Annotated in this window: 23 protein-coding genes; 12 read left to right on the forward strand and 11 right to left on the reverse strand. The window is 67.6% G+C overall.

Going from position 1 to position 25,502, the window contains the following annotated elements; all coding sequences use genetic code 11:
• Positions 1 to 239: 239 nt before the first annotated feature.
• From typA to AB5J49_RS30965, 6 genes are all read left to right on the forward strand, one after another.
• Complete coding sequence (gene typA / locus AB5J49_RS30940) at positions 240 to 2,147, forward strand: translational GTPase TypA (protein ID WP_369172155.1); 1,908 nt, start codon at positions 240 to 242, stop codon at positions 2,145 to 2,147.
• A gap of 150 nt (positions 2,148 to 2,297) precedes the next feature.
• The gene (locus tag AB5J49_RS30945) at positions 2,298 to 3,299 is read left to right on the forward strand and encodes an ABC transporter permease (protein ID WP_369172156.1); all 1,002 of its coding nucleotides are present in this window, start codon (positions 2,298 to 2,300) and stop codon (positions 3,297 to 3,299) included.
• Positions 3,300 to 3,380: 81 nt separating this feature from the next.
• A complete protein-coding gene (locus AB5J49_RS30950; RefSeq protein WP_369172157.1) occupies positions 3,381 to 5,189 on the forward strand; it encodes an ABC transporter substrate-binding protein in 1,809 nt (602 codons plus the stop codon).
• 78 nt (positions 5,190 to 5,267) lie between these two features.
• Positions 5,268 to 6,248, forward strand: a complete 981-nt coding sequence (locus tag AB5J49_RS30955) for an ABC transporter permease (protein ID WP_369172158.1) — start codon at positions 5,268 to 5,270, stop codon at positions 6,246 to 6,248.
• Positions 6,249 to 6,297: 49 nt separating this feature from the next.
• Positions 6,298 to 7,359: an ABC transporter ATP-binding protein gene (locus tag AB5J49_RS30960; protein WP_369172159.1), complete on the forward strand. Its 1,062-nt coding sequence runs from the start codon at positions 6,298 to 6,300 to the stop codon at positions 7,357 to 7,359.
• 37 nt (positions 7,360 to 7,396) lie between these two features.
• Positions 7,397 to 8,536 (forward strand): ABC transporter ATP-binding protein, encoded by a 1,140-nt coding sequence (locus AB5J49_RS30965; protein WP_369172160.1) that lies wholly within the window; start codon positions 7,397 to 7,399, stop codon positions 8,534 to 8,536.
• Here AB5J49_RS30965 and AB5J49_RS30970 read toward each other — a convergent pair.
• Both AB5J49_RS30970 and AB5J49_RS30975 read right to left on the reverse strand, forming a co-directional pair.
• Positions 8,533 to 9,273: a methyltransferase domain-containing protein gene (locus AB5J49_RS30970; RefSeq protein WP_369172161.1), complete on the reverse strand. Its 741-nt coding sequence runs from the start codon at positions 9,271 to 9,273 to the stop codon at positions 8,533 to 8,535. The genes AB5J49_RS30965 and AB5J49_RS30970 overlap by 4 nt on opposite strands.
• A gap of 79 nt (positions 9,274 to 9,352) precedes the next feature.
• The gene (locus AB5J49_RS30975) at positions 9,353 to 10,393 is read right to left on the reverse strand and encodes an amidohydrolase family protein (RefSeq protein ID WP_369172162.1); all 1,041 of its coding nucleotides are present in this window, start codon (positions 10,391 to 10,393) and stop codon (positions 9,353 to 9,355) included.
• Between the two features lie 155 nt (positions 10,394 to 10,548).
• On the opposite strand from AB5J49_RS30975, the gene AB5J49_RS30980 reads away from it, so the two are divergent.
• Positions 10,549 to 10,806 (forward strand): hypothetical protein, encoded by a 258-nt coding sequence (locus AB5J49_RS30980; protein WP_369172163.1) that lies wholly within the window; start codon positions 10,549 to 10,551, stop codon positions 10,804 to 10,806.
• A 543-nt stretch (positions 10,807 to 11,349) separates the two neighbouring features.
• On the opposite strand, the gene AB5J49_RS30985 is transcribed toward AB5J49_RS30980, so the two are convergent.
• The 3 genes from AB5J49_RS30985 to AB5J49_RS30995 form a co-directional block, all read right to left on the reverse strand.
• Positions 11,350 to 11,640, reverse strand: a complete 291-nt coding sequence (locus tag AB5J49_RS30985) for a hypothetical protein (RefSeq protein ID WP_369172164.1) — start codon at positions 11,638 to 11,640, stop codon at positions 11,350 to 11,352.
• A gap of 4 nt (positions 11,641 to 11,644) precedes the next feature.
• Positions 11,645 to 12,019, reverse strand: coding sequence for a DUF6247 family protein (locus AB5J49_RS30990; protein ID WP_369172165.1), 375 nt, complete (start codon positions 12,017 to 12,019; stop codon positions 11,645 to 11,647).
• Between the two features lie 89 nt (positions 12,020 to 12,108).
• A complete protein-coding gene (locus AB5J49_RS30995) occupies positions 12,109 to 12,318 on the reverse strand; it encodes an ATP-binding protein (protein WP_369172166.1) in 210 nt (69 codons plus the stop codon).
• 359 nt (positions 12,319 to 12,677) lie between these two features.
• Here AB5J49_RS30995 and AB5J49_RS31000 point away from each other — a divergent pair, with 359 nt between their 5' ends.
• Positions 12,678 to 13,559 carry a helix-turn-helix domain-containing protein gene (locus AB5J49_RS31000; RefSeq protein WP_369172167.1) on the forward strand — a complete coding sequence of 294 codons (882 nt, stop codon included), beginning with the start codon at positions 12,678 to 12,680 and terminating at the stop codon, positions 13,557 to 13,559.
• A 10-nt stretch (positions 13,560 to 13,569) separates the two neighbouring features.
• Positions 13,570 to 13,764 carry a DUF397 domain-containing protein gene (locus AB5J49_RS31005; RefSeq protein WP_369172168.1) on the forward strand — a complete coding sequence of 65 codons (195 nt, stop codon included), beginning with the start codon at positions 13,570 to 13,572 and terminating at the stop codon, positions 13,762 to 13,764.
• Between the two features lie 257 nt (positions 13,765 to 14,021).
• Here the strand turns inward: AB5J49_RS31005 and AB5J49_RS31010 are convergent, their stop codons facing one another.
• The 6 genes from AB5J49_RS31010 to AB5J49_RS31035 form a co-directional block, all read right to left on the reverse strand.
• Positions 14,022 to 14,291 (reverse strand): hypothetical protein, encoded by a 270-nt coding sequence (locus AB5J49_RS31010; protein ID WP_369172169.1) that lies wholly within the window; start codon positions 14,289 to 14,291, stop codon positions 14,022 to 14,024.
• Between the two features lie 439 nt (positions 14,292 to 14,730).
• Positions 14,731 to 15,777: an ABC transporter ATP-binding protein gene (locus AB5J49_RS31015; RefSeq protein ID WP_369172170.1), complete on the reverse strand. Its 1,047-nt coding sequence runs from the start codon at positions 15,775 to 15,777 to the stop codon at positions 14,731 to 14,733.
• A 26-nt stretch (positions 15,778 to 15,803) separates the two neighbouring features.
• The gene (locus AB5J49_RS31020) at positions 15,804 to 16,841 is read right to left on the reverse strand and encodes an ABC transporter ATP-binding protein (protein ID WP_369172171.1); all 1,038 of its coding nucleotides are present in this window, start codon (positions 16,839 to 16,841) and stop codon (positions 15,804 to 15,806) included.
• A 49-nt stretch (positions 16,842 to 16,890) separates the two neighbouring features.
• Positions 16,891 to 17,871 (reverse strand): ABC transporter permease, encoded by a 981-nt coding sequence (locus tag AB5J49_RS31025; protein WP_369172172.1) that lies wholly within the window; start codon positions 17,869 to 17,871, stop codon positions 16,891 to 16,893.
• A 122-nt stretch (positions 17,872 to 17,993) separates the two neighbouring features.
• Positions 17,994 to 19,757 (reverse strand): ABC transporter substrate-binding protein, encoded by a 1,764-nt coding sequence (locus AB5J49_RS31030; RefSeq protein ID WP_369172173.1) that lies wholly within the window; start codon positions 19,755 to 19,757, stop codon positions 17,994 to 17,996.
• Between the two features lie 81 nt (positions 19,758 to 19,838).
• Complete coding sequence (locus tag AB5J49_RS31035) at positions 19,839 to 20,867, reverse strand: ABC transporter permease (RefSeq protein ID WP_369172174.1); 1,029 nt, start codon at positions 20,865 to 20,867, stop codon at positions 19,839 to 19,841.
• A 535-nt stretch (positions 20,868 to 21,402) separates the two neighbouring features.
• Here AB5J49_RS31035 and AB5J49_RS31040 point away from each other — a divergent pair.
• Genes AB5J49_RS31040 through AB5J49_RS31050 form a run of 3 tightly spaced genes read left to right on the forward strand, consistent with a single transcriptional unit; the run spans position 21,403 to position 24,965 of the window.
• The gene (locus AB5J49_RS31040; protein ID WP_369172175.1) at positions 21,403 to 23,040 is read left to right on the forward strand and encodes an ABC transporter substrate-binding protein; all 1,638 of its coding nucleotides are present in this window, start codon (positions 21,403 to 21,405) and stop codon (positions 23,038 to 23,040) included.
• A gap of 7 nt (positions 23,041 to 23,047) precedes the next feature.
• Positions 23,048 to 23,971, forward strand: coding sequence for an ABC transporter permease (locus tag AB5J49_RS31045; RefSeq protein WP_369172176.1), 924 nt, complete (start codon positions 23,048 to 23,050; stop codon positions 23,969 to 23,971).
• Positions 23,964 to 24,965 (forward strand): ABC transporter permease, encoded by a 1,002-nt coding sequence (locus tag AB5J49_RS31050; RefSeq protein WP_369172177.1) that lies wholly within the window; start codon positions 23,964 to 23,966, stop codon positions 24,963 to 24,965. The genes AB5J49_RS31045 and AB5J49_RS31050 overlap by 8 nt, the downstream gene beginning before the upstream one ends.
• Positions 24,966 to 25,502 lie beyond the last annotated feature (537 nt).

Consider the following 25,502-nt stretch of genomic DNA (forward strand, 5'->3'; position numbering starts at 1 on the left):
GACGAGGCCCGTTCAGGGCCGAAGCGGGGGCCCGGGGGCGGTAGCCTCCGGGATGGGACGGGTAGGGGCGGCGGGGGCGGGACAAAAGCCCTCCCCACCTGCACCGACCTATCCCGGCGAGCCCCAGTGGCAGCGGCCACGTACCATGGGGTGAGGCCGTGGCGTGTCAAGCCCGGCAGGGCCCGCGTAACTCAGACATACGCGCAGGCCATCCTCACACTCCGGGAGAACGCCGCAATATGGCCACGCGCCACGACATCCGCAACGTCGCTATCGTCGCCCACGTCGACCACGGCAAGACGACTCTTGTCGACGCCATGCTGAAGCAGGCCGGTGCCTTCGCAGCGCACGCCGCCGAGTCGCTCGACGACCGCATGATGGACTCGAACGACCTGGAGCGTGAAAAGGGCATCACGATCCTGGCCAAGAACACGGCCGTGAAGTACCACCCCAAGGATGGCGGCGACGTCATCACCATCAACATCATCGACACCCCGGGCCACGCCGACTTCGGTGGCGAGGTCGAGCGTGGTCTGTCGATGGTGGACGCGGTGGTCCTGCTGGTGGACGCCTCCGAGGGCCCGCTGCCGCAGACCCGCTTCGTGCTGCGCAAGGCGCTCCAGGCCCGCCTGCCCGTCATCCTGTGCATCAACAAGACGGACCGCCCCGACTCGCGCATCGACGAGGTCGTGAACGAGGCCTACGACCTCTTCCTCGACCTCGACGCCGACGAGGACCAGATCGAGTTCCCGATCGTCTACGCGTGTGCGCGTGACGGTGTCGCCTCGCTGACCAAGCCCGAGAACGGCACGGTCCCGCAGGACAGCGACAGCCTGGAGCCGTTCTTCTCCACGATCCTGTCGCACGTCCCGGCTCCGGAATACGACGAGGAGGCCCCGCTCCAGGCGCACGTCACCAACCTGGACGCGGACAACTTCCTCGGCCGTATCGCGCTGCTGCGCGTCGAGCAGGGCGAGCTGCGCAAGGGCCAGACCGTCACGTGGATCAAGCGCGACGGCACCATGTCCAGCGTGCGCATCACCGAGCTGCTGATGACCGAGGCGCTCACCCGCAAGCCCGCCGAGAAGGCCGGCCCGGGTGACATCTGTGCCGTCGCCGGCATCTCGGACATCATGATCGGCGAGACCCTCGCCGACCCCGAGAACCCGATCCCGCTGCCGCTGATCACGGTCGACGAGCCGGCGATCTCCATGACCATCGGTACGAACACCTCGCCGCTGGTCGGCCGTGGCGGTACCGGCAAGGGAGCCGACAACAAGGCCGCGGTCAAGGACCGCAAGGTGACCGCCCGTCAGGTCAAGGACCGCCTCGACCGCGAGCTGATCGGTAACGTCTCCCTGCGCGTGCTCGACACCGAGCGTCCGGACGCCTGGGAGGTCCAGGGCCGCGGTGAGCTCGCGCTCGCCATCCTGGTCGAGCAGATGCGCCGCGAGGGCTTCGAGCTGACCATCGGCAAGCCGCAGGTCGTCACCAAGGACGTCGACGGCAAGGTCTACGAGCCGGTCGAGCGCATGACGATCGACGTGCCCGAGGAGCACATGGGCGCGGTCACGCAGCTCATGGGCGTCCGCAAGGGCCGGATGGACAACATGTCGAACCACGGCTCCGGCTGGGTCCGCATGGAGTTCGTGGTGCCCTCCCGCGGTCTCATCGGCTTCCGGACCGAGTTCCTGACGCAGACGCGCGGTACGGGCATCGGCCACTCCATCCACGAGGGCCACGAGCCCTGGTTCGGCGCCCTGCAGACCCGCAACAACGGCTCGCTGGTCGCCGACCGCGCCGGTGCCGTCACCGCGTTCGCGATGACGAACCTCCAGGAGCGCGGTGTGCTGTTCGTCGATCCCGGCACCGAGGTGTACGAGGGCATGATCGTCGGCGAGAACTCGCGCTCCGACGACATGGACGTCAACATCACCAAGGAGAAGAAGCTCACGAACATGCGGTCGTCCTCGGCCGACTCGTTCGAGGCGATCGTCCCGCCGCGCAAGCTCTCCCTGGAGCAGTCCCTGGAGTTCTGCCGCGACGACGAGTGCGTCGAGGTCACCCCGGAGGCCGTCCGCATCCGCAAGGTGAACCTGGACGCCCGCGAGCGCGCCCGCGCCGCGAGCCGCGCCAAGCACGGCTGATCATCGGGTAGTTGAGCCCGGGTTCCCCCCTCCGGGAGGACCCGGGCTTTTCCATGAGCCGTGACTGAATTGAGATCCAAAGGCAGTGGTCGGTAGTTGGCTCAGGGCAGATAGTTAGCGGCAACGCTCGCCCTGAGGAACGGACGAACTGTGACAAGTGCAGTCGATAGTCCTCCAGATGCCGAGGTGAAGTTAGAGGCCGGGCAACTTGTCGGCCGGTCACCCGGCCAGCTGATGTGGATCCGCTTCAAACGCGACCGCACCGGCGTGATCTCGGCCTACGTCGTCCTGTTCTTCTTCCTGATCGGGTTATCGGCCCCGGTCATCTCCAAGCTGTACGGCAAGGACCCGTACACGGTCTACGCCGACGAGCGCCCCGAACTCTTCGACAGCGCGGGCGTCCCCCTGCAGCCGAACGGCGGCATCAGCGGCGAGTTCTGGTTCGGCCTCGAACCCGGCAACGGCTACGACGTCTTCACCAAACTCCTCTACGGCATCCGCACCTCGCTGATGATCTCCGTCGCCGTCACGCTCGCGACGGTCCTCACCGGGATCGTCCTCGGCGTCACGGCCGGCTACCTCGGCGGCAGGGCCGACTACTGGATCAGCCGGGTCATCGACTTCCTGCTCGCCTTCCCGGCCCAGCTGTTCTTCATCGCCAGCATGCCGGTGGTCGTCTCACTCTTCGTCAGCCCGCGCGACGAGACCCCGGTCTACGTCCGGGTCGTCGCCCTCATCCTCGTGCAGTGGTTCCTCGGCTGGATGAGTCTCGGACGGGTCCTCAGAGGCACCACACTCGCCCTGAGAGAACGGGAGTTCATCGAGGCGGCCAAGGTCAGCGGGGCCCCGCCGGGGCGGATCATCCGCAAGGAGATCCTGCCGAACGTGGTCACGCCGATCCTCGTGCAGGGCACCTACATGCTCCCCAACTTCGTGACCGCCGAGGCCGGTCTGTCCTTCCTCGGTGTGGGCATCGTCGAACCGACGCCGGACTGGGGGCAGATGTTCGCCAAGGCGTCCACCGAGCTCGTGATGCAGAACGACATCACGTACATGTTCTTCCCCGGCATCTCGATGATCGTCTTCATCGTGGCGTTCAACCTGCTCGGGGACTCCGTCAGGGACGCCTTCGACCCCAAGACGGCGCGCTGACCACGCTGACCGGCTGACCAGCTGACCTACGAGGTCTGGGTTCCTTCGCACTGGTGACGACAGATGGGTGGAAACCGAGTGATGAGCAGGAGCGGACGCCACGTACACGCCGTGGTCTCAGTGCTCGCGGCCGCGGCACTCGTGCTGACCGGGTGCAGCTCGGGCGGCAGCAAGGGCGGCGGCAACGACAAGGAGCAGCAGGAGAACGCCGAGCGGCAGAAGGCGTTGATCAAGTTCGGTGACGCCGCCGCCTCCAAGGGCCCCGCCGCCGAGGTCCCGGGCGCCAAGTCCGGCGGCACCATCTCGGTGCCCGCCCGCGACAGTTACGCCCACCTCGACCCGGCCCAGATCTATGTGTTCAACGAGATGCAGGTCGCCCTGCTACTGCACCGAGGATTGACCGGCTACAAGGCGACCAGCAACGACGGCAGCAAGCACGAGGTCGTCGGCGACCTCGCCACCGACGCCGGCACCACCACGGACGGCGGCAGGACCTGGAAGTACACACTCAAGGACGGCATCAAGTTCCAGGACGGCTCCGCGATCACCTCCGCGGACATCCGGCACTCCGTCGAGCGGCTCTTCGCCCCCTTCATCAACCAGGGCCCGCCGTACCTCCAGCAGTGGCTGGCCGACACCCCGGGCTCCGACTACCGCAAGCTGCTGCCCGACGGCCCGTTCAAGGGCAAGCACCTGCCGGACAGCGTTCTGCAGACGCCGGACGCGAAAACCGTCGTCTTCAAGTTCAAGGAGCCGCACCCCGACCTGCCGTACGCGCTGGCCATGGCGGGTTACGCGGTCGTCTCCCAGAAGGGCGACACCAAGGAGAAGTACGACAAGGCCCCGGTGGTGTCCGGGCCGTACAAGATCCAGTCCTTCAAGTCCGGCAAGTCGATGGTGCTGGTGAGGAACACCAACTGGGACCCGGCGACCGACCCGATCCGCCACCAGTACGTCGACAGGTTCAACATCACCTTCAACCAGCAGTACGAGGACTCCACCAAGGCCCTGATCGCTGACGGCGGAACCGATCGGACCGCCGTCAGCTGGCAGAACTCGGTCGACGCGGGCAACCTGTCGAAGGTCCTGAACGACCCGAAGATGAAGTCCCGCACGGTCATCGGCTACCAGCCGTTCGTCGGCCAGATCAACATCAACCTCAGTCACAAGCCGATGCAGGACAAGAAGGTCCGCCAGGCCATCGCCTACGCCCTGCCGGTCTCGCCGTTCGTGCGGGCCTACGGCGGCAGCGCCGCGATGGAGGTCGCGGGCGGCATCATCAGCCCGACCGTGAGCGGCTACGACCCCTCCTTCGACCCGTGGGGCAAGAAGAAGAACCCCGCGGGTGACCCGGCCAAGGCCAAGAAGCTCCTTCAGGAAGCCGGCAAGGTCGGCACGAAGCTGACCTTCGGCTACTCGAACTCGCAGGAGGGCCAGGCGTACTCGACCGCCATGGCGGCGGGCCTGGAGAAGGCCGGCTTCGACGTCCAGCGCCAGGAGATCCCGGCCGAGACGTACTTCGACCAGGTCAGCAAGCTCAACAACAACTACGACATCTTCCACACCTCCTGGGCCGCCGACTGGCCGTCCGCCTCGACCGTGATCCCGCCGCTGTACGACGGCCGGGTGATCGCCGAGGGCGCGCAGAACTACTCGCAGGTCAACGACCCCAAGATCAACAGCGAGATCGACCGCATCAGCCGGATCGCCGACCCGGCCAAGGCCGCCACCGAGTGGGAGAAGCTCGACAAGTACATCGTGAAGGACGTCGTCAACATCGTCCCGACCGCCTACTACAAGCAGGTCCAGGTCGCCGGATCCAAGGTCGGCGGCGTCGCCTACGACGACGTCATCGGCGGCGTCGACCCGCGCCGCCTGTACGTCAAGTAACCCCGCCCGCCCGGCATCCGGTGCGCCCCCGACGGTGCGCGCCGGATGCCCTCCGGCCCGCTGAGAGCTGCCTCTGCCATGCTGCGCTTCCTCGTCCGCCGGTCCCTCGGCGCCGTCGTCATCCTCTTCCTGCTGAGCATCGTCGCGTTCCTGCTGTTCTTCGGGATGCCGCGTGACCCGGCGCTCCTGATGTGCGGCAAGACATGCACACCGGCCAACCTCGAGAACCTGCACCATGTGCTCGGCCTCGACAAGCCGGTCCCCGAGCAGTACTGGATCTTCCTGCACAACCTGGTGACGGGCAGCGACGAGTTCGCCCAAGGGCCGTGCCCCGCCCCCTGTTTCGGGTACTCGTACCACTCCAACGAACAGGTCTGGGGCACCCTGATGGACCGCCTGCCCACCACCGTCTCGCTCACCCTCGGCGGGGCCGTCTTCTTCCTGGTCATCGGCCTGGGCACCGGCCTGGTCGCCGCCTGGAAGCGGGGCACGGTCGTCGACAAGAGCTTCACGGCCGGCGCCATGGTGATCAGCTCGATGCAGATCTACTTCCTCGGCCCGCTGGCCCTGGCCGTCCTCGTCTACCAGACGCACCTCTTCGACAAACCCGCCTACAACGACTTCACCGCCGACCCGGCGGCCTGGTTCACCGGCCTGATCCTGCCCTGGGTGGTGCTCTCCACGATCTTCGCCTCGCAGTACACCCGTATGGCGCGCTCGTCGATGATCGAGCAACTCCAGGAGGAGCACGTCCGCACCGCCCGCGCCAAGGGCATGACCCGCCGGTACGTCTTCTTCCGCTACGCCTGGCGCGGCTCGCTGATCCCCATCGTCACCATCTTCGGCATCGACCTCGGATCGCTGCTCGGCGGTGCCATCATCACGGAGTACACCTTCGGACTTCCGGGTCTCGGCCGACTGGCGGTGGAGTCGGTGTTCTTCAGCGATCTGCCGCTGCTGCTGGGTGTGATGCTGTTCTCCGCCACCATGATCCTGCTCTGCAACATCGTCGTCGACGCCGCGTACGCCTTCATCGACCCGCGCGTGCGGCTGGCCTAGGCCGCACCGGGGAACCCTTTCCTCCAGGACCTGTCTGAGGAGCACTGACGTGACCACTGTGACCCAGGAAGCCGGCGCCCCCTTCCCGGCCGACGCGGACGCGTTCCTCTCGGTGCGGGACCTGCACGTCAGTTTCAAGACCGAGGACGGCGTCGTACGGGCCGTGGACGGGCTCTCCTTCGACCTGGAGCGCGGCAGGACGCTGGGCATCGTGGGCGAGTCGGGCTCGGGGAAGTCGGTGACGAACCTGACCGTCCTCGGGCTGCACAACCCGATGTTCACCACCGTCGAGGGCGAGATCCTCCTGGAGGGCCAGGAGCTGACCACGGCCCGCGAGTCCGAGCTGGAGAAGCTGCGCGGCAACAAGGTCGCCATGATCTTCCAGGACCCGCTCACCGCCCTGTCGCCGTACTACACGGTGGGCCGGCAGATCGCCGAGCCGTACATGAAGCACATGCGCGCCTCGAAGAAGGCCGCCTGGGAGCGGGCGGTTCAGATGCTGGGAAAGGTCGGCATCCCCAACCCGAGGCAGCGGGCCAAGGACTACCCCCACCAGTTCTCCGGCGGTATGCGCCAGCGCGCGATGATCGCGATGGCGCTGGTCTGCGACCCCGACCTGCTGATCGCCGACGAGCCGACCACCGCCCTGGACGTGACGGTCCAGGCCCAGATCCTGGACCTGCTGAAGGACCTGCAGCAGGAGTTCGGCTCGGCGATCATCTTCATCACGCACGACCTCGGGGTCATCGCCGACATGGCCGACGACATCATGGTGATGTACGCGGGCAGCGCGGTGGAGCGCGGCACGGTGCGCGAGGTGCTCAGGGCGCCGCAACACCCGTACACCTGGGGCCTGTTGAACTCGATGCCCCGCCTGGACTCGGACCCGCGCGCCCCGCTGGCCCCCATCCCCGGCGCCCCGCCGTCGCTGCTCAACCCGCCCTCCGGCTGCCGCTTCCACCCCCGCTGCACCTTCCAGGACCGCGTCGGTGGCGCCCGCTGCGTCACCGAGATCCCGTTGCTCGGCCCGGACCGCTCCTCGGCCTGCCACCTGACGGCGGACCAGAAGCGGACCATCTTCACCGAAGAGATCAAGCCCCGACTGCGCTGACGCCACCCGGTCAGCCCGCCCGAGGAGGACTACGGCTATGACAGAGGACCTCGTCCTCCCCGCACCCCGCGAGGCCGCCGGCGACGCCCCCGGCGAACCGCTGCTGGTGGTGGAGAAGCTCGTCAAGCACTTCCCGGTCAAGGGCGGCTTCCCGATCCGGCGGACCGTCGGCCAGGTGCAGGCGGTGGACGGCATCGACCTGACCGTGCACGTCGGCGAGAGCTTCGGCCTGGTGGGGGAGTCGGGCTGCGGCAAGTCGACGACCGGACGCCTGATCACCAAGCTCCTGGAGCCGACGGGCGGCAGGATCTCGTACCGGGGCAAGGACATCACGCGTGCCACGCGCAGGCAGCTGGCGCCGATCCGCTCCGAGATCCAGATGATCTTCCAGGACCCGTACTCCTCGCTGAACCCGCGCCAGACGGTCGGCAGGATCGTCTCGGGTCCGATGGAGATCAACGGGCTGGAGCCGGAGGGTGGAAGGGAGAAACGGGTCAGAGAGCTGCTGGAGATCGTCGGCCTCAACCCGGAGCACTACAACCGCTTCCCGCACGAGTTCTCCGGCGGCCAGCGGCAACGCATCGGCGTGGCAAGGGCGTTGGCCCTCGAACCGAAGCTGATCGTGGCGGACGAGCCGGTCTCGGCCCTGGACGTCTCGATCCAGGCGCAGGTGGTGAACCTGCTCCAGAAGGTGCAGCAGGAGCTGGGTATCGCCTTCCTGTTCATCGCCCACGACCTGGCGGTGGTCCGCCACTTCTCGCAGCGCGTCGCGGTCATGTACCTCGGCAAGGTCATCGAGGTCGGTGACCGAGACTCGATCTACACCCGCCCCCGGCACCCCTACACCCACGCCCTGCTGTCGGCCGTACCCGAGGTGAACGTGGGCGGCGAGGACGCGGAGGACGGCGAGGACGTGCCCCGGCGGGAGCGGATCCGCCTGGCCGGTGACGTGCCGTCGCCCATCTCCCCGCCCTCCGGCTGCCGTTTCCGCACCCGCTGCTGGAAGGCGCAGGACAAGTGCGCGGCCGAGGAACCGCCGCTGATCCAGATCTCCGGCAACCACGCGGGCCACTTGACGGCCTGCCACTTCCCGGAGGAGCCGACGATCGAGGCGCGGGACGAGGACATCGTGCTGGATCCGGCGCTGGCGGTGCTGGAGGAGGACGCGGAGAGCTAGGCGGCCCGGGCGGCCACGGTGATGATCTCGGGGCTGGTGGGCGTGAGGGGTCCTGGGCCCCAGTCGCCGTACCGCTCGACGACGGTGAGGCCGGCCTCGTGCAGGAAGGCGTCCAGGGCGTCCGGGGCGAGGAAGCGGAGGGTGGTGCGGCTGACGACGGGGGCTTGCCAGTCGTCGCGGTCGAACGTCTCGGCGAAGGTCACTCTGTCCCCGGCGACGACCCCCTCGACCTCGTGCCACACCCGCACGACGCGCCCGTCGTCGTCCGTGGCTTCCCGTACTCGATCCGGCGTCCACGCCTCCCAGGCCCGCGCCCCCGGGTTCCGAGTCTCGAACACGAACCGCCCGCCGACCCGCAGCGCGTCACGCACCGCCCGCAACGCCGCGCGCAACTCCTCGTCGCGGACGAACACCTGAAACGCGTGCCCGGTCATCACGGCCAGGTCGAACCGCCCGCCCCGGTCCCGGGTGAGCAGATCCCCGAGCACCCACTCGACGCCGGTACCGTGCCGCCGGGCCTGTACGAGCATGGCGGCGGCCGGATCGAGTCCCACGAGTCGCCCGCGGTGGCCGTCCGCACGGGCCCGCCGCAGCAACCGCCCCGTACCGCAACCGACATCGAGCACCGACTCGGCGGACATCACCAGCCCGAGGCAGAAGTCGTCACCCGGCCCCCACGGGTTCAGGGTGTCGTACAACGCGGCGAGTGAGAGATCCGCGAACGCCCGATCGACCATTCGGTGGAGTGTGCCACAACTGCCCACCACCGGCGGCCGTTTCGCGCCGCCCGGCGCCTGACGGCTCCCGTTGCGCTTCTCAGCGCACGACCCGCCCCCGCAGCACGATGCGCCGCGGGTGCCGCAGCACGCCCGGCTCCCGTCGCGGATCCGCGTCGTACACGGTGACGTCGGCGAGCCCGCCCTCGACCAGCCCCGGCAGCCCCAGGAAGTCCCGCGCCGTCCAGCTCGCCGCGCCCACCGCGACGTCGGCGGGCAGGCCGGCGGCGATGAGGTGCTCGACCTCGGTGGCGACGTTGCCGAAGGGGGCGGAGTCGGTGCCGGCGAGGACGGTGACGCCGGCGTCGTGGGCCTCGCGGACCCGGCGGATCATGATGCGGTGGCCTTCGTGCCAGAGGCGGGCGCGGGGGTTGTCCTTGATGCGGGGTGCGCTGCGGTCGAAGGCGGTGAGGGTGGGGACGTAGACGGTCCCGTGGCCGGCCATCAGCTCGACGCACTCCTCCGGCATCCCCATCCCGTGCTCGATCGAGTCGATCCCGGCACGAGCGGCGTTGAGTACACCTTGCGCCGACTGGCAGTGCGCGGCGACCCGCCCCCCGGCCGCATGCACCGCGTCGGTCACGGCGCGCAGGATGTCGTACGGCACCGGATCCGCCTCGAAGTCCCAGTCGCCCATGAGCTTGCACCAGCCGTCGTGGGCCTTGGCCTGCGCGACGGCGGCGGCCACGAGGTCGTCGGTGACGGTGTGGAAGTCGGCACTCTTGGACAGCCCCGCCCAGGCCAGCCAGCGCCCGGCAGTGATCATGCGGGGCGCGTCGGGCGCCTCGCGCAGCCCGTCCGGGATCTCGCCGAGCAGCCCCGGGAACCGCAACGCGGTCGTCCCGGCGTCCCGGTGTGCGGCGATCTGCTCGGCGAAGGCGTCGGGGTCGAAGGCGGGTTCGCCCTCGGACGGGGACCCGGGGTGCGTGTGCACGTCGACCAGGCCCGGGAGGAGATAGCCACCGTCGGCCACTGTCTCCGCCTCGGCCGACGGGCGGTCGAAGGTGATGCGGTCGCCGAGGATCCAGAGGTCGCGGGTGGTGCCGCGGGGGAGGAGGGTGCCGCGGAGGTGAAGGGCCACGATCAGGCAGTCTTGTCGCCTGGGCCGTGCAACGGCAAGCCCCGCTCGATACCTGCCCGCCCGGGGCGAGCCCAGCAGCCCTGGGCGGACAGGTATCGCGAACGGGTACGGGTGCCTACCCGCATTCTGGGTGGATGAGTGGAAGGAGCACCGTCATGCCTGACGCCAACATCCGCATCCCCGCCGAGGCCCGCGACCGGCTTGCCGAGATAGCAGCTGGTGAAGGTCTGTCGCTGCGTGCTTACCTGACCAGGCTCGCAGACTCGCTGCTCACTCCCGCGGAGCGTGCCGAGAAGGCCGAGCGCGCTCGGGCGGTGCTGCGTGAATGGAACGGTTACGACCCCAGCGACGGTGAACAGGCCGACCTGGATGCCGAACTCGATCGCCGTCTGGCCCAGGTGGCCGCCGGGTGACTGATGCGTCGGACAGGTCGTTGGGGTAGGGGCTGTACGGAGTCGTGTTTGCGCGAGCCCGCTATCGGCGGGCGCGTCAGCGGGCAAGGGGCGGCGCGCTTGGGGGCGTGTTGGGAGCAGGCAGGAGCCGTCAGAGGGAAAACGACTCCCTGGTGTCACATAGGAGTCGGTGGTCCCCAATAACCGCAGCAGCCTCAACTCCGGAGGGCACGGAACACGGCGCCAATTCGCCCGAGACAGGACCAAGCGCTCAGTAAGCAGTCGTGCGGATGCGTGTGATGGTCAACATGGTTGGCGAGGATGCCGATCAGCGTCCGGCGCGTCAAGGGGCTACGTCAGGTGGTTCGACCTGATCGTGGCGCAAGCGCCCTTGCCGAACTGGGGTCGATGAATGAGTGAGGCCCCGCGCCTGGGGAGGCGCGGGCCCTCCTTTCCCTGGAACCGGATGTTCATGGGCTCGCGTCAATGGGCCGGTGAAGGTCCGTCCCGTGAGCGGCGGCCGCCGTCTCGGCCCTTGGTGAGAAGGGGAGCCGGAACGAGGGTTCAGAGGTAGTCGAACGGCGGGATGATCCGCGTGATCGCAATGAGGCGCAACCGGGGCACCGGAAGCGCATAGAACCAGCCATCGGACAGCAGCGGGATACGGCGCACGCCTCCGGGCACGCCGCGCCGGGGTCCCTCGCCGATGTCCGTCACATCGACGCCCACCTCGGCGAGGGCGACCAGTTCCGCCGCCAGGCGCTCGACCTCCTCGACGATGTGCTGTGGGAACCCGGCAGCCACGTGTTCGGCGTCCGGGTCATACTCCCAGCGCCAGGCCTCTTCGTCCCCCATTGCGTCACACGCCCTCTGCCCGCTCGACCCCGGCCTCAGCACACGCCATGTCGAGGATCCGGCCGATCTCGGCCGCGATGGTCCGGGCTTCCTCCAGTCTCTCGGTGGTAGCGGCCCGTGCCTCCAGGGAGCGAAGCCTGGCGGCCCGCTCGGGATGGCGCTCCAGAGCCACGTACACCGCCCACTGCCCCACAAAACGGCGCATCGGAGCCGCGCTGACCTGCTCACGCGCCTGCTGGAGAGCCGCAGACCGTTCGGCGTCGAATGTGGATAGGGCATCGGGTGCCAGTTGCGCGAGGGTGGCCCGTAGATCCTCTGGCGTACTGGCCGGCTGGGCGGCGACGGAGTCGCCGGAGCCAGGCTGTGCGGCGGTGCTCATGTGCGGTCCCCTCGGCGCGGTACGGCGGTCTGCCCAGTGCCCGCCAGCGTACCCGCGAGGCTGCGGTGCGGGCTGCGCCTGTGGACGACTCACGCCTCGCCCCCGTTCACCTTCGGAGAGACGCTGAACCACACGGCCTTGCCGTACGGGTAATCCCGCACGCCCCATTGATCGGCGCACGTCTCGACAATGCCGAGTCCCGGTCCGCGCTCGTCGTCACCGGAGGCGGTGAGTGGAGTCGGCGCGCCTGAGCCGTGGTCCCACACGGTGACCCGGAAGTCGTCCGTGGTGCGCTCCATGCTGACGTGCGCTCCATGCTGACGTAGGCCTCCGTGGCGGAGTGCCGGTAGGCGTTGGTGACGACCTCTGAGACGAGCAACTCCACCGTGTCCACGATGCAGTTGAGTCTGGCGGCGGCGAGGATGCTGCGGATCGTCGCCCGGACCACGCGGACGGCGCGGGGGTCGTGAGGGATGGAGAGACCGTACGTCCAGAGGGGCTGGGGGGTTTCGGGCGTGCGCATGTGGCAGCCTCCAGGATGAGTGCCTTGCGTGACTGTCTCAGCACTGAAGGTAGCGGTACTGGTTGCGGGTTCTCAACCTGCTTGTGGAATTGCCTGCCAAGTGATTGCGTGCATGCGTTGAGGTGAGGAGGGGTGATGGGACTCAGGGCGAACCCCACGTACCGGCAACGGCGGTACGGGTCCGAGATTCGTGCTGTACGTGAGGGGGCAGGGCTCACCGCGACCCGGGCTGCTGAGGTGATGGGGATGAATGCCTCACACATCAGCACCGTGGAGTCCGGTCGTACGGGGCTGTCTGCGGATCGACTCCGCCTCCTCGCTGCTGCTGGTTGCGAAGACTCTACCTATGTTGAGGCGCTGGTCGAGCTGGGGCAAGCGGACGGTAAGGGCTGGTGGACGGAGTACCGGGAGCGTGCTCGACCCTCGTTGCTCGACTTGGCGGAACTGGAGGACGCGGCGACCGAAGTAATCAACTATGAACCGCTGTTCGTGCCGGGGCTGCTGCAGACCCGGGCGTACGCCGCGGCCATCCACCAATGTGGATACGCGCGCGCCACGAGTCAGGAGCATGAACTGGCCGTCGACTTCCGCATGCAACGCCAGCGTGTGCTCGCGGGCGAGCGCCCGACGCACCTTCACGCGATCGTCCATGAGGCCGCTCTGCACCCGTCGCTTGGAGATCCGGGCATCATGCGGGAGCAACTACAGCGACTGATCGAGGTGTCCCGGCTGCCTCACGTGACGCTCCAGGTGCTGCCGTTCGATGGTCCGGTGCCGTTCGGTACGTCGTTCACGCTCATCGTCCCCTCCGTGCGACGGCTCGGCACCGTGATCGTGTCGCACATCGAGAAGTCGCTGTACCTGGGGGACGCCGAAGCCCTTGCCAGATACGAAGAGTTGTTCGCTAGCCTTCGAGCGGTGGCGCTCTCTCCGGTGGACGCGGGGGTCCCTCCCGAGGGGCATGCCACCAAGGACTCGCTGGGGTTGATCCAGCGGCTCCTGTATCCGTTGCTCTAGGAAGGCGTGCATGACTCAGCTCAGGTGGCAGAAGTCCAGCTTCAGTGAGGGAGGAGCGGACACCTGCGTAGAAGTCGCGCTCGACTCTGCCGGATGCCTCCGCTTGCGTGAGAGCGACACTCCCAGCGCCGTCATTGCCCCGGCCCAGTCTGCTCTCGCGGCGCTGATCGACCGGCTCAAGGAGCAGGCATCGTCCGGCAGTTGATCTGGCTGGGGTGAAGTCCCGGCGCGGTGGTCCAGCCTATGTCTTCTACTCGATTGTCACGGTGGAAGAGGCTCGGATCTGGCTCCGTCTGTGCGTCGGTTGGAGATTTTGTCTGGCGGTTTCAATCGATGATAGGGCGTTTCATGACAACAGGAGGCCCGGGATGGCCTGCTCCAGGCCTCCAGTTCGCCTGGACGAATTCGTCGGGGCGTCAAACCCTGTAGACGGTCATGCGGTAACGATCCACTGCATCGGCTTCAGGCTGCTGGACTCTTGCCGCACAGTGCCTGTCCATTGACGGTCTTCGCATAACAATCCGGCCACCCTGCCTCTTTGGAGGATATGTAGGTCTTGTGGCCCTTGCGAAGGTCATTCACGAAGACGGCAGGCGATTCGGAGCAGTAGCGTCCCGCCGGGGCCTTCTCCAGCGCCTTGGCTTGGCCGAGGCCGTAACCGGCCAGGTTATTTTCGAGGTTGGCGATCTTTCGCCGTAAGAAGCCCAGAGGTGAGAGTACTTGTTCTTGCATGTGGCAAGAGTTATGGCCTTGTTCGGGCCGTTCCGTTGAAGGCATTTTCCGGTGGCGGGCTCTTGAAATGGCACGCGGTACCGGATTCAGCTGGTGATGCGGGCCCCAGCAATGTAAACCTGAGAGCAAGTGCAGCGCTGCTTGCGACAGTTGCGGCCTTGCCGAAGATTCTCACAGTGGCCAACCGATCTATCGGCGGGGGCCCTGTTTGCGTGTGCATGACCATCCTTTCGCCGGACTCGATCACTCGGCAAGAAAATGAAGCAGCTTTGAGCTTCGCGGTCTCATTGAATGAGTGCACCCCAAGGCGAAGGCCCGTGCACACAAGACGTGTGCACGGGCCTTCGTTCGCCGGGAACCGGACGTTCCTGGGAACGGCTCGGGTCAATAGGCCGGCGAAAGTCCGTTCCGTGAGCGGCGGCCGACGGAAAGGGGTGCGTCAGACCGCCGGCTGCGAGTCCTTGGAGAGGCGCGGCGCGGGGACCGTGTCCGCCGTCTCCGGGTAGTGGCAGGCCGTCAGATGGCCGGGCTTGTTGCCCTCGACCTGGACCAGCGGCGGGGCCTCGGTCGCGCACTTCTCCGTCGCCTTCCAGCAGCGGGTGCGGAAGCGGCAGCCGGAGGGCGGGTTGATGGGCGAAGGGACGTCGCCCTGGAGGCGGATGCGCTCGCGGGCGGGGGTCTCGTCCACGGTCGCCTCGGGCACGGCGGACAGCAGCGCCCGGGTGTAGGGGTGGCGCGGGTTGCCGTACAGGTCGTCGCGGTCGGCGATCTCGACGATCTTGCCGAGGTACATGACCGCGACGCGATGTGAGAAGTGCCGTACGACGGCCAGGTCGTGGGCGATGAACAGGAAGGCGATGCCCAGCTCCTGCTGCACCTTCTGCAGCAGGTTCACGACCTGCGCCTGGATGGAGACGTCGAGGGCCGAGACCGGCTCGTCCGCCACGATCAGCTTCGGCTCCAGGGCCAGGGCCCGGGCGACGCCGATGCGCTGGCGCTGGCCGCCGGAGAACTCGTGCGGGAAGCGGTTGTAGTGCTCCGGGTTGAGGCCGACGATCTCCAGCAGCTCACGGACGCGCTTCTCGCGGCCGCCGGCCGGGTTGATGTCGTTGATCTCCATCGGGCCGGCGATGATCTTGCCGACCGTGTGCCGCGGGTTCAGCGAGGCGTACGGGTCCTGGAAGATCATCTGGATCTCGGAGCGGACCGGCGCCAGCTGCTTGCGGTTGGCGTGCGTGATGTCCTTGCCCTGGTACAAGATCTTGCCGGCCGTCGGCTCCAGGAGGCGCGTGATCAGGCGGCCCGTCGTCGACTTGCCGCAGCCGGACTCGCCGACCAGGCCGAGGCTCTCGCCCTCGCCGACCTGGAAGTCCAGGCCGTCGACGGCCTGGACGTGGCCGACCGTGCGGCGGATCGGAAAACCGCCCTTGATCGGGAAGTGTTTGGTCAGCCCGGAGACGTCCAGGAGGGGAGTGGTGCTGCTCATGGTGGTGAAATCCCGTCTCTTGTACGTCAGTTGGCGGCGCTGCCGGCCAGGTCGGAGAAGTACTCGCCGCGCTGTTCGGCGGTGAGGTGGCAGGCGGAGCCGCGTCCGTCGACGATCTCCAGCAGCGGACGCTCCGACGAGCACAGGCCTCCGTCGACCTTCTCGGCGAAGGTGCACCGCGGGTGGAAACGGCAGCCCGACGGCGGGTTCAGCAGCGACGGCGGCGATCCCGGGATCGGGTTCAGCGGCACGTCCACCGGGTGGTCCAGGCTCGGCATGGAGCTGAGCAGGCCCCAGGTGTAGGGGTGCTGCGGGTCGCGCAGCACCTCCTTCTTCGTGCCGCGCTCCACGCACCGGCCGCCGTACATCACCAGCACGTCGTCCGCGATGTCGGCGATGACACCGAGGTCGTGCGTGATGAAGATGATCGCCGTGCCGAACTCCTTCTGGAGGTCCTTCAGGAGGTCCATGATCTGGGCCTGAACCGTCACGTCGAGTGCCGTGGTCGGCTCGTCGGCGATCAGCAGTTCCGGGTCGCACACCAGCGCCATCGCGATCATCGCGCGCTGGCGCATACCGCCGGAGAACTGGTGCGGGTAGTCGTCCACACGGACTTCCGGCTGCGGGATCCCGACCCGCCTGAGCATCTCGATCGCCCGGTCCCGGGCCGCCTTCTTGGAGCAGCCCGTGTGCTTGCGGTACGTCTCACCGATCTGCTTGCCGATGGTGTGGTACGGCGACAGGGAGGTCAGCGCGTCCTGGAAGATCATCGACATCTTGTTGCCGCGGAGCTTCTCCAGCTTCTTCTCCGAGGCGCCGTTCAGCTCTTCGCCGTCCAGGGTGATCGAGCCCTCGACCTTGGTGCTGTCCGGGTTGTGCAGGCCCAGGATGGTCAGGTTGGTGACCGACTTGCCGGACCCGGACTCGCCCACGATGCCCAGCGTCTTGCCGCGTACGAGGTCGAAGGACAGACCGTCGACGGCCTTGACGGTGCCGTCCTCGGTCGAGAAGTGCACCTTCAAGTCCTTGATGGAGAGGAAGGGCTGCTGATCGGTGCTCGTCACGGGGACGCTCCAGTGAGGGGTGATGCGGGGTAGCTGGTGGGGGCGGGGGTCAGGCGAGCCTGATGCGTGGGTCGATGAGGGCGTAGCAGGCGTCGACGACGATGTTGGCGAGGACGACGAAGGCGGCGGTGATCACCATCACGCCGAGCAGCATGGGCAGGTCGTTGCTGTACACGGACTTGATGGAGAGCATGCCGATGCCCTGGATGCTGAAGGTCTTCTCGGTGATCATGCCGCCGCCGAGGAGGACGCCCACGTCGATGCCGAAGATGGTGACGATCGGCCCCATCGCGCCACGCCAGGCGAAGCGGAAGAACACGTTCGAACGGGACAGGCCCTTGGCCCGGGCCGTTCGGACGTAGTCCTCCTGGAGCTGCTCGACCATCTGGGAGCGGGTCATACGGGTGTAGTTGGCGGTGAAGATCAGCGCCAGGATCAGCCAGGGGAGCAGCAGTCCGCTGAACCATGCGCCCGGGTCGTCGGTGAAAGGCGTGTACCCGGGCTGGTCCAGGACCTGCCACTGGTACACGAGGAGGTACAGAGCCAGCGTGCCCACGAAGTAGATCTGCATCGACGAGGCGACCAGCGAGGCGCTGCTGGCGATCTTGTCCAGGGGCTTGCCCTGCTTCACGGCGGCCAGCATGCCGGTGCCGACTCCGAAGACCAGGTACACCACGGACGAGCCGAGGAACAGGGAGAACGTCGTCGGGAACCGGTCGAGGATGGTGGCCAGGACAGGCTCGCGGTTGACAAAGGAGTAGCCGAGGCACGGCGCGTCGCAGTGACCGAAGCCCGGGTACTCACGGCCGAGGAAGATGCCCGAGAGCCAGTGCCAGAACTGGACCGGCATCGGGTCCGAGATCCCCATGTTGTGGCGGATCAGCTCCAGCGTCTCCGGGGTGCAGAGCTTGCCGCAGGCGATCCGGGCCGGGTCGCGCGGCACCGCGTAGAAGAGCATGAACGTGACCGCGCTGATGATCAGCAGCGTGATCACGGCGCCGAGGAGCCGGCGGACTAGGAAGCGAAGCATGGGGAGTGGCTTTCCTGGGAGGGCCGTCGTAAGGAGGGGCCCGGCCGGGGTTTCCGGGGGCCACGGTGGACGAGCCGAGGGTGGGGCGGCACCGTGGCGCCGCCCCACCTCTCAGGTGTGGATCAGGACTTGACGTACATCTTGTAGAGCATGCTGCCGTCGAAGTTCGGGTCCATCTTGACGTTGCCGAGCTTGGAGCCGTGCATGTAGATGCGGCGCATGTACACATCGGGGACGAAGGCGGCGGTCTCGGTGACCTGCTTGTCCAGGGCGGCCCACATCTTGTTGGCCTTGTCCTGATCGGTCTCGGCGGTCGCGGCCTTGATGGCGGCGTCGATGGCCGGGTCCTTCAGGTGCGAGTAGTTCTGGCCCTGGTCGACGACGTTCTTGCTGTCGAACAGCGGCTGGAACACCGAGTAACCGGTCGGCCAGTCGGAGGACCAGCCGCCCCAGTAGACGTCGAACTGGTTGTCGAGCTTGCCGACCTGGTCGTACCAGGTCGTGGAGTCGATGCCCTTCGTGACGACCTCGAAGCCGGCCGCCTTCAGGGCGTTCTCGACGACGACCTTGATCTTCGCCTGGGTCGGGTCGTTCTGGTAGGCGTAGACGACCTTGTAACCGGACTTGCCGGCCTTCTTCAGGATCGCCTTCGCGGCCTTCGGGTCGCCCGCCGGGTTCTTCAGCTTGCCCCAGACGTCCTGCGACTCGTAGCCGGCCACGAGCGGGCTCATGATGCCGGTCGCGTAGTCACCGCGGACCGCGCCACCCTGCAGCTGACGGATCGCGGCGGTCGGCCAGGCCTTGACGATGGCCTCGCGGACGGCCTTGTCCTTGACCCGGCCGGTGTTGATCCAGTAGACGCTGACGCCGCTGCCCAGCTCCGAGAAGACCCGGTCCTTGGCCTCGGTCTGCGCCTTCTGGATGCGCTCCTGCGGGATGGTGCGCCAGCTGGTGGCGTACTGGTCCTTGCCGGCGTCGGCCAGCAGACGGTCGATCGCCGTCAGCTGCTCGATGCCGAAGGTGAAGTCGAACTGGTCCGGGTAGGCGTTGCGGATCGGGTCCGTGGCCGGGTCCCAGTTCTCGTTGCGGACCAGGGTCATCGACTTGTCGGTGACGTGCGTCTTGACCTTGTAGGGGCCGCTGGAGACCGGCTTCTTGTCGTAGTCCTGCTTGGTGTCCTTCTTCACCGGGGTCGGCGCGTAGGAGTGCATCGCCAGGACGTAGTTGAAGTCGGGACGCGCCTCGGAGAGGCGGAAGGTGATGGTCTTCCCGCTGGTCTCGATCGACTTCAGGTGCTTGCCGCCGTACGGGCCCGGGTACGACTTGCGGTAGTCCGACGAGCCGGTCAGCCAGGCCTGGACGTAGAAGGCGCCCTCGGTGATGAAGTTGGCGAAGCAGCGCTCGATGCCGTGGCGGACGTCGTCGACAGTGATGTCGGAGCCGTCCTCCCACTTGACGCCGTCCTTCAGGGTGAAGGACCAGGTCTTGCCGCCGTCCTTCATGGTGCCCGTGTCGGTGGCGAGGTCGCCGACCAGGGTCATGGAGCCGTCGTCCGCGATCTTGTAGCCGGTCAGCGTGCGGGAGAGGACCATCGCCGCGAGCGAGTTCCACGCGTAGTAGATGCGCTGCGGGTCGAGGTGCGAGAAGTCGTCGTCGTTCAGCAGGTAGACGGTGCCGCCCTTCTTCGCGCCGGAGACCTCCGGGGCCGGGCCCTTGGAGTCCTCGGCGGTGCCGATCTTGACGACGGTCGCGTCGGCCTTGGCCGCATCCTGCTTGCCGCCACCGCTGTTGCTGGTGGTGTCGCCGCTGCTGCACGCGGTGAGCACGGAGCTCGACGCCGCCACGACGCCCGTAGCTATCAGGAAGTTTCTACGCGAGAAGGACATCGCATCCTGCCTTCGAAATGAGAGTGATGAGAGAGATCCGGCACCCCGGCACCTTTGCCGGGGTCCTGAAATGAGCCGGAGTCAGCGCTTGGTCTTCGGGTCGAGTGCGTCGCGCACCGAGTCACCGAGGAGGTTGAACGCCAGGACGAAGATCACCATGGACACGCCCGGGAAGAGCAGGAAGGTGATGTCGTCCTGGTAGACCTGGGCCGCCTGGCCGATCATGACGCCCCAGTCCGGCGTCGGGTCCTGGATGCCCACGCCGAGGTAGGCAAGGCCCGCCTCCGTGGTCACCATCAACGGCAGGTTGAGCGTCGCCTGGATGAGGATCGGCGTCCAGAGATTGGGCAGCAGCTCCTTGAAGATGATGCGTGCCGGAGATGCCCCCGTGACTTTGGCCGCCTCGACGAACTCCCGCTCGCGCAGGGCCAGTACCTGGCCGCGCAGTAGTCGGGCGATGGAGGCCCAGCCGAAGACGGTGAGCAGGCCGATGAGGCAGGCCACGGTGAGCCAGACCGGCGTGTTCTCCTCGGGCGACACGAACAGGGCGAGCACCACGGGGGTGAAGGCCACGAAGAACAGCTGCGAGGGGAAGGCCAGCAGGATGTCGATGACCCGGCCGATGAACCAGTCCGTCTTGCCGCCCACGTAGCCCGCGGTGACACCCATCACTACACCGACGATCACGACGAGGAGCGTGATGGCCGTGCAGATGAGCAGGGAGTTACGGATGCCGTAGAGCAGGAAGGTGAAGAGGTCCCGGCCGAGCTGGGGCTCGATACCGAACCAGAACTCGCCGTCGATCCCGCCGTTGGGCTTCACGGGGAGGCCGTTGTCGCCCAGCAGCCCCGGGTTGTTCAGCCCGTACGTCGTGTACGGGTCCTTCCCGTACAGGTTGGCTATCAGCGGCGCACAGAACGCGATCACAAAGAAGAAGATCACGGTGCACGCCGCGATGACGCCCGTACGGTCCCGCTTGAAGCGTCGCCAAGCCAGCTGTCCCGGGGACTTGCTCTCGTTGGCCGAGGGGGCGGGAGAAGTGATCGACTTCTCGGTGCTCTCGTCCGTCACCTCAAGCGGGGCAGCCGCTGATGGAGTTGGGGGGGTCATGGTGCTCCTGGCTCCTGGCCCAAGGGAGGGTCTGATGACTCCGCAGGGCACGCTCCCCTACGGGCTACGCCGGACTTTTTCAACGCAATTCATTCAAGGTCAATAAATTCTCGGGCGACTTGGTTGTCTCTTTACGTTTTTTACCCTGTCTTGACCATTCCGTAGCTACGCGGGTAGTGCAACGTAATCGAGTCGTGCCTTGACTCGGACTAACTGGACTAATCGGGCAATGAGTTCGTTATGCGGACGGTCCAGTGCCGGAATGCGTACATCGGGGGGTCGTAATCCAACGGTTCTGCATCGGTGCGTGAAGATCCATTGCGCGCTACACGGAAGATCCATCGCCTCAGGGGGGAGAAGTCCGTTTCGTCGCTCGCATGGATGTCTTGCGGATGTCTTGCGGGTGCCTCGCGGGCGCCTCGCGGGGTGCGTGCGTCCGGATGGCGCGTTGCTCCATTGGCCGGATCCCGTGTGCGGTATGTGCCCTTTGGCTCGATATTGGCCCGTAATGGATCAGTACCAGAGGAGGCACCCCATGCGTGGAGCCACGAACGCCGGATGGGCCGCCTGCGCGGTGGCGGTCGCACTCGCGGCGACGGCCTGCGGAGGCGGAGGTGACAGCGGTGGTGGCAGCGGTGGTGACGGCGGCGCGGTGCTCAGCTCCTCGTGGACGGATCCGCAGAACCCGCTGGAGCCGGCCAACACCAATGAGGTGCAGGGCGGCAAGGTGCTCTCCATGATCTTCCGCGGGCTGAAGCAGTACGACCCGAAGACCGGCGAGGCCGAGGACATGCTCGCCGAGCGGATCGAGACCTCCGACTCGCGGAACTACACCGTCACCGTCAAGGACGGCTGGACCTTCAGCGACGGCGAGAAGGTCACCGCCAAGTCCTTCGTGGACGCCTGGAACTACGGGGCGAGCCTGAGGAACAACCAGAAGAACGCCTACTTCTTCAGCTACATCGAGGGCTACGACCAGGTCCACCCGGCCAAGGGCGAGCAGAGCGCCGAGACGATGTCCGGGCTGAAGGTCACGGGCGAGAGGACCTTCACGGTCAGGCTCAGCCAGAAGTTCTCGAGCTTCCCCGACACCCTCGGCTACAACGCCTTCGTCCCGCTGCCCCGGGCGTTCTACGACGACCACGACGGCTGGCTGGCCAAGCCGGTCGGCAACGGCCCGTACGCCGTCGAGTCGTACACCAAGGGCTCCGAGATGCGCCTGACGAAGTGGGACGCCTACCCGGGCGAGGACGCGGCGCTCAACGGCGGCGTCACCCTCAAGGTCTACACGGACAACAACACGGCCTACACCGACCTGATGGCCGGCAACCTCGACCTCGTCGACGACGTACCGGCCCAGCAGCTGAAGAACGTCGCGAACGACCTCGGCGACCGCTACCTCAACACCCCCGCCGGCATCATCCAGACGCTCGCCTTCCCCTTCTACGACAAGAACTGGAACAAGGCCGGCTCGGTCAAGGTCCGCAAGGGGCTGTCCCGGGCAATCAACCGCGAGCAGATCACCGACACCATCTTCCAGAAGACCCGCACCCCCGCCACCGACTGGACCTCACCCGTCCTCGGCGCGGACGGCGGCTACAAGGAGGGGCTGTGCGGTGAGTGGTGCCAGTACGACGCCGCCGCGGCGAAGAAGCTGATCAAGGAGGGCGGCGGGCTGCCCGGCGGCCAGGTGAAGATCACGTACAACGCGGACACCGGCTCCCACAAGCTGTGGGTGGACGCCGTCTGCAACTCCATCAACAACGCCCTGGACAACGACCGGGCCTGCGTCGGCAACCCGATCGGCACCTTCGCCGACTTCCGCAGCAAGAGCACCACCCAGAAGCTCGCCGGTCCCTTCCGGGCGGGCTGGCAGATGGACTATCCGCTGACCCAGAACTTCCTCCAGCCGCTCTACTACACCGACGCCTCCTCCAACGACGGCAAGTGGTCCAACGAGGAGTTCGACAAGCTCGTCGACGAGGCGAACGCCGAGACCGACCCCGCCCGGGCCGTGGAGACGTTCCAGAAGGCCGAGGCGGTCGTCCGGGACAACATGGCGGCCATCCCGCTCTGGTACCAGAACGGCAGCGCGGGCTGGTCCGAGCGGCTGTCGAACGTGGCCCTCAACCCGTTCAGCGTCCCCGTATACGACCAGATCAAGGTGGGCTGAGCCCGTCATGGGGCGGTACGTCGTCCGGCGCCTGGTGCAGATGGTCCCGGTGTTCATCGGGTCGACCCTGCTGATCTTCCTCATGGTGAACGTGATGGGCGACCCCGTCGCGGGCCTGTGCGGCGACCGGAGTTGCGACGCGGCGACGGCGGCCCAGCTGAAGAAGGAGTTCGGCCTCGACCAGCCCGTGTGGCAGCAGTACCTGACCTACATGGGGAACGTCTTCACCGGAGACTTCGGTACGGCGTTCAACGGCCAGGAAGTCACCGAGCTGATGTCGACGGCCTTCCCGGTGACCATCCGGCTCACCGTAGTGGCGATCCTCTTCGAGGTCGTCATCGGGATCACGCTGGGCGTCCTCACCGGCCTGCGCCGCGGACGCCCCGTCGACACCGGGGTCCTCCTGATCACCCTCGTGGTCATCTCCGTCCCCACCTTCGTCACCGGCCTGCTGCTCCAGCTGCTGCTGGGCGTGGAACGGGACTGGATCCGTCCCTCCGTCTCGTCGGAAGCCCCCTTCGGCGAGCTGATCGTCCCGGGCCTCGTCCTCGCCTCGGTCTCCCTGGCGTACGTCACCCGCCTGACCCGCACGTCCATCGCGGAGAACCGGCGCTCCGACTACGTCCGTACGGCCATCGCCAAGGGCCTGCCGAGGCACCGGGTCGTCACGCGCCACCTGCTGCGCAACTCCCTCATCCCCGTCGTCACCTTCATCGGCGCGGACATCGGGTTCCTCATGGGCGGCGCGATCGTCACCGAGCGGATCTTCAACATCCACGGCGTCGGCTACCAGCTCTACCAGGGCATCCTGCGCCAGAACACCCAGACGGTCGTCGGCTTCGTGACGGTCCTCGTCCTCGTCTTCCTGCTCTGCAACCTGGTCGTCGATCTCCTGTACGCCGTACTCGACCCGAGGATCCGCTATGCCTGACCAGCCGTTCCAGTTCGAGGGGGCGATCGCCGGCAGCGGCACGGGCGGCGCGACGGACCTGACCGCGAGCGAGGTCGACCCCTTGGCCAAGGGCACGCAGGGACCGGGACCGGTGCCGGTCCCGGACCCCTCGGCCACCTCCGCCGGACGGCCCCGCAGCCTCTGGTCCGACGCCTGGCGCGACCTGCGCCGCAACCCCGTCTTCATCGTCTCGGCCCTGATCATCCTCTTCCTGGTCGTCATCTCCTTCTGGCCCTCGGCGATCGCCTCCGGCAGCCCCCTCAAGTGCGACCTCGCCAAGGCCCAGCAGGGATCCGCGCCGGGCCACCCCTTCGGCTACGACGGCCAGGGCTGCGACGTCTACACGCGCACCGTCCACGGCGCCCGTACGTCCGTCACGGTCGGCGTCTGCGCCACGCTCGGGGTCGCGGTCCTCGGCTCGGTACTGGGCGCGCTCGCCGGCTTCTTCGGCGGCCTGTGGGACTCGGTTCTCTCTCGCATCACCGACGTCTTCTTCGCCATCCCCGTCATCCTCGGCGGCCTGGTCCTGCTGTCGGTGGTGACCAGCAACTCCGTCTGGCCGGTCGTCGGCTTCATCGTGCTGCTCGGCTGGCCGCAGCTCTCCCGCATCGCCCGCGGCGCGGTCATCACCGCCAAACAGAACGACTACGTGCAGGCCGCCCGCGCCCTGGGCGCCTCCAACTCCCGCCTCCTGCTGCGCCACATCGCGCCCAACGCCGTAGCCCCGGTGATCGTGGTCGCCACCATCGCACTGGGCACGTACATCGCCCTGGAGGCGACCCTGTCCTACCTCGGCGTAGGCCTGAAACCCCCGAGCGTCTCCTGGGGCATCGACATCTCCGCGGCCTCCCCCTACATCCGCAACGCCCCGCACGCCCTCCTCTGGCCCTCCGGCGCCCTGGCGATCACGGTCCTGGCCTTCATCATGCTGGGCGACGCGGTGCGCGACGCCCTCGATCCGAAGCTGAGGTGAGGGCGTGGTGGGTCGGTGGTGGGAGGTGCGGGCGGGGTTCCTCGTCCGGGGTGGGCGAGTTGGGCCGTGGCGTCGCCGCCGGCGGTCGTGTCGTGCGCCCCGTGCCCTTGGGTGCCCCGGCGGTCACGGTGCCGGCCCGGCGGGGCGGGGCGGAGCTTGTCCGTGGCGTTGCCGGGGGTGTGGTGACGGTGGCACGGGGCGGTGGAGCTGCCGTTTCCGCACGCCCTTCGGCGCGCCGGCGGTTGCGGTGCCGTCCTTCGACATGGTGGGCGACGCGGTGCGCGACGCCGTTGGGGAAGGCGGTGGCGGCACGCCCCGCAGCCCTCTCGTCGCCGATCCGGCACCGGCCGCCGATCCGGCACCGGCCGCCGATCAGGCCCCCGGCCGCGACCGGCCCCGCCCGCGCAGGCCTGCCCGGCCCGCCGTCTCGGCGGTCGGTCGCACCCGCGGGCCCCAGGGCAGATGGACCGGCCCGTTCCCGAAGTCCGCACCACTCGGCGGGACGCCATCCGCGCGACGCCCTCGATCCGAAGCTGA

It is taken from the genome of Streptomyces sp. R28, from assembly GCF_041052385.1.
Lineage (GTDB): Bacteria > Actinomycetota > Actinomycetes > Streptomycetales > Streptomycetaceae > Streptomyces.